Raw genomic sequence first — 8,470 nt, 5'->3', positions numbered from 1 at the left:
AGTTGATGGTTTCTCTACGCTGCCGTTGCTGGCTGGAGGCCAGCGTAGTGCACGTCGTTCGGGCGCTTGTAGCCGAGCGCTGAATGGCGCCGTCGGGTGTTGTAGAACCCCTCGATGTAGCTGATGACGTCGCGCCTGGCCTGCCTCTTCGTGGCGTAGACGGTGCGGTGGACGCGTTCGTTCTTCAGTGCGGAGAAGAACGACTCTGCCATCGCGTTGTCCCAGCACACGCCCGTTCTGCCCATCGAGGAACGCATCCCCAGGTCCGTGACCAGCTTGCGGTAGTCGCCCGAGGTATAGACGCTGCCGCGGTCGGAATGGAAGATCGCCCGCGGCTCGATCACCGTCGTCGCGGCAGCGTTCTTCAGCGCCGTCTCGACCAGCTCGGTGCGCATGTGGTCGGCGATCGACCAGCCCACGACCTTCTTGGAGTAGCAGTCGATCACCGTCGCCAGGTAGACGAACCCCTGCCACGTGTGGATGTACGTAATATCTCCGACGAACTTGACGCCGGCGCGATCGGCGGTGAAGTCGCGTTCCACCAGGTCAGGCATGTCGGCTGCAGCAGCGTCGTCAGCTTCAGTGGTGACCCGAAATGGCCTCGGCTGGCAGGCCACCAGGCCTTCGGAGCGCATGATCTGACGCACCAACTCCGGTGAGCACTCGGTGCCCTCGTCGACCAGGTCGGCGTGGATCCGCCGATACCCGTACGTGCCGTCGGTGGCGGCGAAGAAGTGCCTCACCCTGGCCGTCAGCGCCTGTCTGCGGGCCGCGGTCGCCGAGGTCGGGCGCGAGAGCCAGTTGTAGAACCCAGAGGTCGACACGGCCAGCCAGGCGCACATCTTGTAGAGCGGGTTGGTCTCGGACGGGTCGTTCCTGCAGGAGTCGATGTACTCGTATCGGCTCACGGTCGCTGCTCCCGCGCGAAGTAAGCCGCTGCTTTTTTCAGGAACGCCGTCTCAGCGCGGAGCTCGGAGTTCTCCCGCTCCAGCTCCTTGAGTCGTGCCCGCTCATCGAGCGTCACCTCGGTCTCCGTGCCGCCGTGGGTCTCGCGGTACTTGTTCAACCAGTTCCGCAATGTCTCGGGGCCCACGCCGTAGGCCACCGCGACGTCCTTGATCGTCTTCGAGGTCGTGATGACCTCCTGGCACAGCTCATCCTTGAACTCCTGGCTGAACCGCCTGCGTGATGCACTCACTGCTGGGTCTCATTTCGGTAGGTCCCTCACTTTAGGAGGGTCCACCGTCCGAGATCACCGCAGCAGGCCAAGCTATCTCCGGCTCGGCCCTGGTTGGGGACCTCGATTTGGATGGGGTCGATCCTGGTTTCGAGTGGCCGCCGGCGTATTCGGTGGCTCCCCGTACGCGGGCTCCAGTCATCCGGGATCGCTCGATCGGCGATCAGCGGGTGCGTGAGGCGTCCCTACCGACATGGGGCTTTCGCCCGTCCTGGGCCAAGGAGAAGGGCCCACGGCCGATCAATGCTCGCCTCGAGGGCGTGGCAACCAACGGAATGTTCCGCTCGGCGTTCGCTTCCGCCCGAATCGCAGTTTTGATGACGGGCTACTACGAGTGGCAAGAGGCCCTCGAGGACGGCAAAGAGGTCAAGAACCCCAGCTACGTCCACGCCCCAGGCGACGAGCTCCTGCTCGCTGCCGGCCTACTCGCCTTTCACCGAGAGGGTGATGACGCCGAGTGGCAGACGACGTTCACGATCATCACCCGCACCGGGGAAGACGCGGCTGGCGAGGTCCACGACAGGATGCCGGCATTCCTGACCCCTGGAGCATGGGACACCTGGCTGTCCCCGGAGAAGATCGCCAAGGACCAGGCCTCCGACTTGCTCGACCTGCTTGATGCCGAGTCCCGAGCGGTCGCGGCGACACTGCGGACCCGTCCGGTGTCGCGGGCGGTTAATAATGTTCGCACCCTGGACCGGCATGATGCCGGCCTCATCGAATCGATTGCTGGCGGCGGTGCTGGTCGCTAACGGTGCGGCCCACTCTGTAGCGGGGTTTACCGTCGGCGCCGTTGCGGTAGCGGCGGGGGTTACGGGCCAGTCGTCGCAGGTCGTGCAGTAGCTCGGCGGCCCTGTCTTCGCCTAGCTCGGTGACGGCGAGTCGGTAGACGCCGCGGGCTCCCCAGTCGGGTTCGGGGAGGCCGGCGACTACGCGGTGCCAGCGCATCAGCTCGAGGAAATGCATCTCGCCTGCCTGGTCGGCCGCTTGTCGGATTCGGTCCACCAGCTCGTCCACGCCGGGACCGTAACCGGACCCTCCGACACCGGCGGTCAGTTCAGGTCGCGGGCGGCGATGAGGCCGGCGATGAAGTCGGCGGCCCGGTCCGCTTCGGCGTCGGTGAGGTCGTATGCGATCCCCGCGACGAGAGTGCGGGAGGGGCCGAGCGGTTGCAGGCCGAGACTTACTCGGGTGGTGGCCGACAGGGATGCGCGGTCGGCGATGTACGCAGCGGTGCATCCCAGAGCATCGGCGATGGCTTCGAGCTGCTCGCGGCTCATGGTCGGGGTGTGAGCCGGACGGCCTCGGGCGGCGGGGACCTGGCCCCGTTCCCAAATGCTCATGTGGCCGCCGCTGACGCCGATGGCGAGCGCGAGTTTGAGCTGCGTGAGCCCGGTTTCCAGACGAACGGTGCGGATGGCTCGCCCCAGTGACCTCGCATCAAATGGCGTCATCGCCTCTCCCCCGCCGTTTCGGGTCGGATCTCGGCTACGACCGACCAGTGCCCGTTCTCGTGGGCGGTCGAGACCACGGATGCCTCGGCGCCGTCGAAGAGGTCGAGCTGTTACAGGCGGCGGTCGAGGTCGATGTGAGCGTGCAGCTCACTCGGCCCGGTCCCGATGAGGTACATAGTCGCCATCGTGCCCGGTGCTAGGGCTGTGCGAGCACCGCTCCCGCCGGGTACGTAGATTTGCAGGAACCCAACACTTCTATGATAGTTACATAACGCTCCTGGCGGCGGCCGGCACGATCGAGGAGCGAGCGGGGACGGTGATGCTGTCCCGCCTGATCGCCTCGGCGACCAGCACCGATGCGGACTCCTCCACCTTCTCAGAGGTGGCCCGGGTGTTCGGTATCGACTGGATTCCCGCCGTTCGGCTGGCGGACGAACTCAGCTAGGGGCACGTCTCTCACGCGCTCATTCAGCGACGAGCAGGCCGGCACCAGCGGCCGTCATCGTCACCTACGCAGGATCGGCGCGCTGGCATCGGAGCGCCACCCCGAAATGACGTAAGGCTCGGTTCCCCTGAGGGAACCGAGCCTGTGTGCAGTAGTAGCGGGGACAGGATTCGAACCTGCGACCTCTGGATTATGAGCCCAGCGAGCTACCGAGCTGCTCCACCCCGCGTCGTTTGCGTCTGTGAAACTACGTGCCGCGCACCGGAGGAGGCAAATCGAGCGCCACCGCCTGCGGAGCATGTCCACCAACGCCTGCGCTGCCCACGCCAGGTCCACGGATCGCACGCTATCCAGCCTCATGTGCCCCTCGCCCACAACTCTGAGAGATGCATCCCGGCCACGGGGAGCCGAACCGCGAAGGTTCTTGCGGGCGGCAATCGGCGACTCACATCTAGCGCGCTTGACCTTGCCACAGTGTCAAGGTTGATGATCAGCTCATGAGAATCGGTGAGATCGCCCGGCTGACCGGAGTCAGCGCACGCAGCATCCGGCACTACCACCGCTCGGGCGTGCTCGCCGAGCCCCCGCGAACCACCGGCGGATATCGCGAGTACGACGTGACCGCCCTCGTGCGGATCTCCCGGATCGCGTTCCTCTCCGACTCGGGAGTGCCCCTGCGCGAGATCAGCGCGCTGCTGGAGACCGCGCCCGGCAGCATGGCCGACGATCTGGCCGCCGTCCGCTCAGGAATCGACACCCGCATCGCCGCTCTCACCCGCCAGCGCGAACGCCTCGACCTGATAGCCCAGCGCGCCGCCGACGGCCTACCCCTGGGACTGCTGCCCGAGCCGGTATCGCGTGCGCTCGACCTCTGTCGGTACGCGGTCCCCGACGACCCCGACCTCACCGCGCTCCTGGACCGCGAACAGGACCTGCTCGACCTGCTTGCGCTTAACGGCGACTTCCCCGTACAGCTCACTGCCTCATACACCGCCATCGCTTTCGACGCCGGTCGCCGCACCCGGTACCTCGACCTACTCGCTGGCTTCCACCGGATCGAGGGCCGGCGGCCCAGCGAGGTGGAGCCGCAGATCGCAGACCTCGTCGACGCACTGCTGGCCGACCAAGACCTTCGAGCGCTGGTGGCGGGAGTGCCGGCCGAGCCGGGTGATGAGCACGATGCCGCCGATGCCACCCACGGACCGACGCTCGAGCAGCTCCTTCCCGACCCGGCCCAGCGCGAAGTAGTGCGCCGCACGCTCGCTGCCTCAGGAGTACTGCCGTGAACAGCAGACTGGTTCCATTGATTGCGCTTGTCGTCGTCGTCACCGACGCGGTTCTCCTGGCCACCGGGGTGATCGGCCCCGCGACGGCGTTCGCGCTCTTCCTGGCGGTCGAGGTGCCACTCGGGGCGATCGCCGTCACCGGTTACGTCCGCCGCTACCGAGCCCACCGCGCTGACGCTCGCACCCGCGCCGACGCACTACGCGCCCTGGCCGCAGAGGACCCCTATCTACGACTGATCGGCACCGAAGCGCGAACACTCGCCTCGCTGGCCCGGTGGGTGACGCGGCGGCCAGACGTCCCTGACGGCGCGGCGGCACTCGGCCACTCCCGCGGCACGCTTGGCATCCCGGTGGCGATGGCGGTCGCGGCGTCAATCGAATTGATCGCCGTGCACCTGTTGGTGCCATGGCCCGAGGTGCGGCTGGTGCTTGACCTGCTCGGGATCTACGGGCTGCTGATCGTACTCGGATGGCTGGCCGGCCGGATCGTGCGACCGCATCTGATCGAGGACGGCGAACTCGTGCTGCGCAGCGGCACGCACGTCTGCGCACGGGTACCACTCGACGCAATCGCGACAGTGCGGCGCGACCGGCGGCTCTCCCCCACATCTGCGGAGATCGCGCCCGATGCAAGCGGCGGGAACGCACTCACGCTCGCTGGTCCGGACGGCACCACTCTGAGCATCGAGCTTGACCGCCCGGTGCCTGCGTCCGTCCCCGGGTTTGCCTGGAGTGCACCCTCCCCGCGTGAGGTCACCGTGCTGCGGCTACACGTCGATGACCCGGATGCCGCACTGCGTGCGATCACAGAGGCGGTCGCCGGGACCGGGGCTACACCGCGGGCCGGTTACGCGCCCTGACGGGCCTACGTGTCCTCTCTGCCCGCGTCTATGGCACCACCTTCTGGCCGACCTCGTCGTCGTCAATAGGCCCCTCAGCCCAGCGCCACCACGCACTTGCCCGTCGTCCGCCCGGAGAGCATGTCCACGATCGCCTGCGGCGCGGACTCCAGGCCCTCGTATCGCGCGAGGTCCAGGTTCAGGTCACCCGATCGCCACAGCTCCGCGAGGTGCTTCCTGGCCTCGGGCAGACGATCTGCGAACGTGCCGGCGCGAAAGCCCCGCAGGTTGATGTCCTTGCTCGTGGCGTTGAAGAGGTTTCCGGGAGCAGCGGGCGGCTTGCCGTCGTAACCGCCGATCGCACCGCACAGCGCGACCCGGCCGAGCCGGCGCAGGTGATCGAGCGCGGCCCTGAGGTGGTCGCCGCCGACGCTGTCGAAGTAGACGTCGATGCCCTCGGGCGCGAACTCGCTGAGCGGCCCGTCCAGACCGTCACGCCAGTTGAACGCGGCGTCGAGCCCGAGCACGTCCTTGAGATAGGTGACCTTCTCGGCACTGCCGGCGCTGCCGATCACCCGGCACCCGTGCGCCTTGGCGAGCTGCGCCGCGACGCTGCCCACCGCGCCGGCGGCCGCGGAGATCCACACGACGTCGTCGGGCTTGAGGGAGGCCACCACGAACATCCCCGCCCACGCCGTGAGCCCGGTCATGCCGAGCAGCCCCACCTGGAGCTCGGGCGGGCCCAGCTCGCGGTCCAACTTGGACAGCGCGCCGGCCACGCCGAGGGCCTGGTTCTCCGGATCGACCAAGGCGTAGTCGCGGTAGCCGAGGTCGTGGTGCACCAGGTCCCCGGGTGCGTACCCCTCCGCGTCCGACTCGACCACCTCGCCGACCACCATCCCGGCGAGCGCCTCCCCCGGCTTGAGCGCCGGCAGGTACCCGGGAGGCGAGACGGGATCGAGGCGCAGTCGGGTGGCCGCGTCCACCGAGAGCAGGGTGTTCCGGATGAGCACGTGCCCCGGAGCCATGACGGGCATCTCGGTGGGCACCACCTCGAGATCATCCGCCGCCAGGGCACCATCGGGGTGCCTGACCAGGCGAACCTCGCGGTTGCCCTGTGCTGCGTTGCCGGTCGTCGTGTCGTTCATCGCCGTGTCGGTCATGCGATCCCTACCGATCGTTGTGTGGGCCAGTTCACACCACAGTAAATGAACTGACTTCACTTAAGCTACAAATCGGCGAAGACACCCACGAGATCAGCGAGCAGGGCGTGCGAGTGAAGCACAGAGACACACGTGAGAAAGAGGGGTCGACGAAAAAACCGCCAGAGGGGCGAACGAACGCCCCCCTGGCGGTTTCTCGCTGCTTCTACGAGCGCAGTTTCTACGAGCGCAGTTTCTACGAGCCCAGTGACCCTGTCGAGCCGAAGGGGTCGAGCGAGCCGAGGCTTCCGAACGGCCCGGGTGCGCGATCCAGCGCGAACGACACGTCCTCGACATCGTCATCGGAGAGGTCAATGACGACGGTGGGGTCAGCGATCTCGCAGCCCTCCGGCGGCGTGACCGTGACCGTGTAGCCGTCCGTGGCGGGCAGGTACTGGAAGAAGAACTGCCCGTCCTCAGTGAGCGAGCGGCTGCGGGTTATGGCGCTGTAGGTCAGCGCCTCGGTGTCGATATCGAGGGAGACCTCGACCCCGTTGAGACCATTGCCCTCGCCAGCGTCGCAGCCCGTCACCACTCCCCAGATCGAGTGGACTACCACGAGTCCCACATCGACACCGGTGATATCAGCGCCGTCGACGGTGACGGCGGCGCCTCCGGGGTACGGCGTCGGCCCGCACCCGGCCGGGGCGTACGGCACGAGCCGGTAGTCTCCGTCCTCCACATTCGGGAAGCTGAACGCCCCGCCGTCGGTGATGTTCTGCGAAGCGACGACCGCGTTGGCGTCGTCCTTGAGCTCGATCCAGGCCGAACCGTCACCACAGCCGTTGGTGAACACGCCGGAGACGTCGAAGGCGGCTGGATCCGCGTGGGCGAACTGTGGGCCGGCCAGCACGACACTCGCGCCGAGCGCGAGTCCGGTGACAAACTTTGACTTCATGGACAGACCCTAGGTGACACAGTTCACATTCACAATAGAGTTCTTATCTACAATGCTCGCGGCCGTAGATCAGGTGGGACGCAGCCCTGGCTTGATTTGCAGACCGGGCGCGGCGATCGACGTTGTCGTCGTCATCAACGCGGTTCCCCCGCCACTATTGCGCTCACCTCAGACGCGGTGAAGGATGAGGATCGAGTGAGAAACAGACGTGGCGCCCCTGAACGGTCGGTCGCGATGCGCTCTCACCGGTAGTCGAGCGGGGTGGCACGCACGATGCGCGCACTGATCGTCTTTGAATCGATGTACGGCTGCACCCACGACATCGCCGATGCCATCGCACGCGGCGTCGCTCTGGTGGGCGACGTCACTGCAGTCCCCGTCTCGCACGCGATAGACGAGGACACCTCCGTCTATGACCTGGTGATCGTGGGCGGCCCCACCCATGTGCACGGGATGAGTCGCGAGTCGACCCGGCGTGGCGCGGTCGAGGCCGCCGACCAACCGGATAGTGACCTGACGATAGAGCCCGACGTGGCCGCTGCGGGGATCAGGGACTGGCTGGGCGAGCTCTCCCGGCGCGAGGGGGCTGCTGCCGCGTTCGATACGCGCGTCGACAAACCCGCGATCCTCACCGGGCGGGCGTCTAAGGGAATCGCGAAGAACCTGCAGAAGCTGGGATTCACGCTTGTCGCTGAGCCGGAGAGTTTCCTGGTCGACACCCACACCCAGCTGCTCGAGGGCGAGGAAGCCCGCGCGGAGCAGTGGGGCCAGACGGTGGCGGCGCGGATGCCCTGACCCCGTGGTGGGGTGATCCGCTCACTCTCCCCCGAACCACGCCCGACTGAGCTCCGCGTACCGCCCGTCCGTCCGCAACAGCTCCTCGTGCGTCCCGGATTCGACGACCCGGCCGTGGTCCATCACCAGGATCCGGTCGGCGGCCGCGGCCTGGCTCAGCCGGTGCGCCACCACCAGTCCTGCGCGGCCCTTCAGCACTGCGGCCGCTGCCGCGTCGAGGCGGCGGGCGCCGGCGGACCCGGCCTCGGCGGTGGCCTCGTCGAGGATCACCACGTCCGGGTCGGCCAGCTCCACGCGGGCCAGGGCGATCATCT

General features: G+C 67.3%; 10 protein-coding genes, 1 tRNA gene and 1 pseudogene. 5 read left to right on the top strand and 7 right to left on the bottom strand.

Annotated features, from left to right (window positions below; translation table 11 throughout):
• Positions 1–14: 14 nt before the first annotated feature.
• Positions 15–1,198 (bottom strand): IS3 family transposase gene (locus tag G6017_RS15030; RefSeq protein WP_182618077.1). Its coding sequence is split into 2 segments (ribosomal slippage): positions 15–934 and positions 934–1,198, totalling 1,185 coding nucleotides; the frame shifts between segments, so codons are not numbered across the junction.
• A gap of 107 nt (positions 1,199–1,305) precedes the next feature.
• Here G6017_RS15030 and G6017_RS15025 point away from each other — a divergent pair.
• Positions 1,306–1,989 carry an SOS response-associated peptidase gene (locus G6017_RS15025; RefSeq protein WP_241731583.1) on the top strand — a complete coding sequence of 228 codons (684 nt, stop codon included), beginning with the start codon at positions 1,306–1,308 and terminating at the stop codon, positions 1,987–1,989.
• Here the strand turns inward: G6017_RS15025 and G6017_RS15020 are convergent.
• Both G6017_RS15020 and G6017_RS15015 read right to left on the bottom strand, forming a co-directional pair.
• Entirely contained in the window at positions 1,952–2,254 is a 303-nt protein-coding gene (locus G6017_RS15020; protein WP_146166335.1) for a hypothetical protein, read from the bottom strand. The genes G6017_RS15025 and G6017_RS15020 overlap by 38 nt on opposite strands.
• A 35-nt stretch (positions 2,255–2,289) precedes the next feature.
• Positions 2,290–2,691 (bottom strand): helix-turn-helix domain-containing protein, encoded by a 402-nt coding sequence (locus G6017_RS15015; RefSeq protein WP_107746571.1) that lies wholly within the window; start codon positions 2,689–2,691, stop codon positions 2,290–2,292.
• A 316-nt stretch (positions 2,692–3,007) separates the two neighbouring features.
• Here G6017_RS15015 and G6017_RS17265 point away from each other — a divergent pair, with 316 nt between their 5' ends.
• On the top strand, positions 3,008–3,136 hold the full coding sequence (locus G6017_RS17265) for a hypothetical protein (protein WP_268817317.1): 129 nt from the start codon (positions 3,008–3,010) through the stop codon (positions 3,134–3,136).
• A gap of 155 nt (positions 3,137–3,291) precedes the next feature.
• Here G6017_RS17265 and G6017_RS15010 read toward each other — a convergent pair.
• Positions 3,292–3,365: transfer RNA gene (locus G6017_RS15010), tRNA-Met, on the bottom strand.
• Positions 3,366–3,633: 268 nt separating this feature from the next.
• Here G6017_RS15010 and G6017_RS15005 point away from each other — a divergent pair.
• Both G6017_RS15005 and G6017_RS15000 read left to right on the top strand, forming a co-directional pair.
• Positions 3,634–4,422 carry a MerR family transcriptional regulator gene (locus G6017_RS15005; RefSeq protein WP_182611239.1) on the top strand — a complete coding sequence of 263 codons (789 nt, stop codon included), beginning with the start codon at positions 3,634–3,636 and terminating at the stop codon, positions 4,420–4,422.
• Positions 4,419–5,282: a hypothetical protein gene (locus G6017_RS15000; protein ID WP_182618074.1), complete on the top strand. Its 864-nt coding sequence runs from the start codon at positions 4,419–4,421 to the stop codon at positions 5,280–5,282. The genes G6017_RS15005 and G6017_RS15000 overlap by 4 nt, the downstream gene beginning before the upstream one ends.
• Before the next feature lie 74 nt (positions 5,283–5,356).
• On the opposite strand, the gene G6017_RS14995 is transcribed toward G6017_RS15000, so the two are convergent.
• Both G6017_RS14995 and G6017_RS14990 read right to left on the bottom strand, forming a co-directional pair.
• On the bottom strand, positions 5,357–6,424 hold the full coding sequence (locus G6017_RS14995) for an MDR family NADP-dependent oxidoreductase (protein ID WP_206682381.1): 1,068 nt from the start codon (positions 6,422–6,424) through the stop codon (positions 5,357–5,359).
• A 235-nt stretch (positions 6,425–6,659) separates the two neighbouring features.
• Positions 6,660–7,361, bottom strand: a complete 702-nt coding sequence (locus G6017_RS14990) for an MSCRAMM family protein (protein WP_182618072.1) — start codon at positions 7,359–7,361, stop codon at positions 6,660–6,662.
• A gap of 273 nt (positions 7,362–7,634) precedes the next feature.
• Here G6017_RS14990 and G6017_RS14985 point away from each other — a divergent pair, with 273 nt between their 5' ends.
• Positions 7,635–8,156: a flavodoxin family protein gene (locus G6017_RS14985; RefSeq protein ID WP_182618084.1), complete on the top strand. Its 522-nt coding sequence runs from the start codon at positions 7,635–7,637 to the stop codon at positions 8,154–8,156.
• A 21-nt stretch (positions 8,157–8,177) separates the two neighbouring features.
• On the opposite strand, the pseudogene G6017_RS17015 reads toward G6017_RS14985, so the two are convergent.
• Positions 8,178–8,470, bottom strand: a pseudogene (locus tag G6017_RS17015) (ABC transporter ATP-binding protein); the annotation flags it as partial.

The organism is Dietzia sp. B44 (genome assembly GCF_014145245.1).
Taxonomy (GTDB): Bacteria; Actinomycetota; Actinomycetes; order Mycobacteriales; family Mycobacteriaceae; genus Dietzia; species Dietzia natronolimnaea.
This window is presented reverse-complemented; position numbering and strand designations above follow the sequence as displayed.

Bases quoted from the DNA above. Each gene is read 5' to 3' on its own strand.
- G6017_RS14990 (WP_182618072.1), bottom strand. From the start codon at position 7,361: ATGAAGTCAAAGTTTGTCACCGGACTCGCGCTCGGCGCGAGTGTCGTG.
- G6017_RS15015 (WP_107746571.1), bottom strand. From the start codon at position 2,691: ATGACGCCATTTGATGCGAGGTCACTGGGGCGAGCCATCCGCACCGTT.
- G6017_RS15005 (WP_182611239.1), top strand. From the start codon at position 3,634: ATGAGAATCGGTGAGATCGCCCGGCTGACCGGAGTCAGCGCACGCAGC.
- G6017_RS14995 (WP_206682381.1), bottom strand. From the start codon at position 6,424: ATGACCGACACGGCGATGAACGACACGACGACCGGCAACGCAGCACAG.
- G6017_RS14985 (WP_182618084.1), top strand. From the start codon at position 7,635: ATGCGCGCACTGATCGTCTTTGAATCGATGTACGGCTGCACCCACGAC.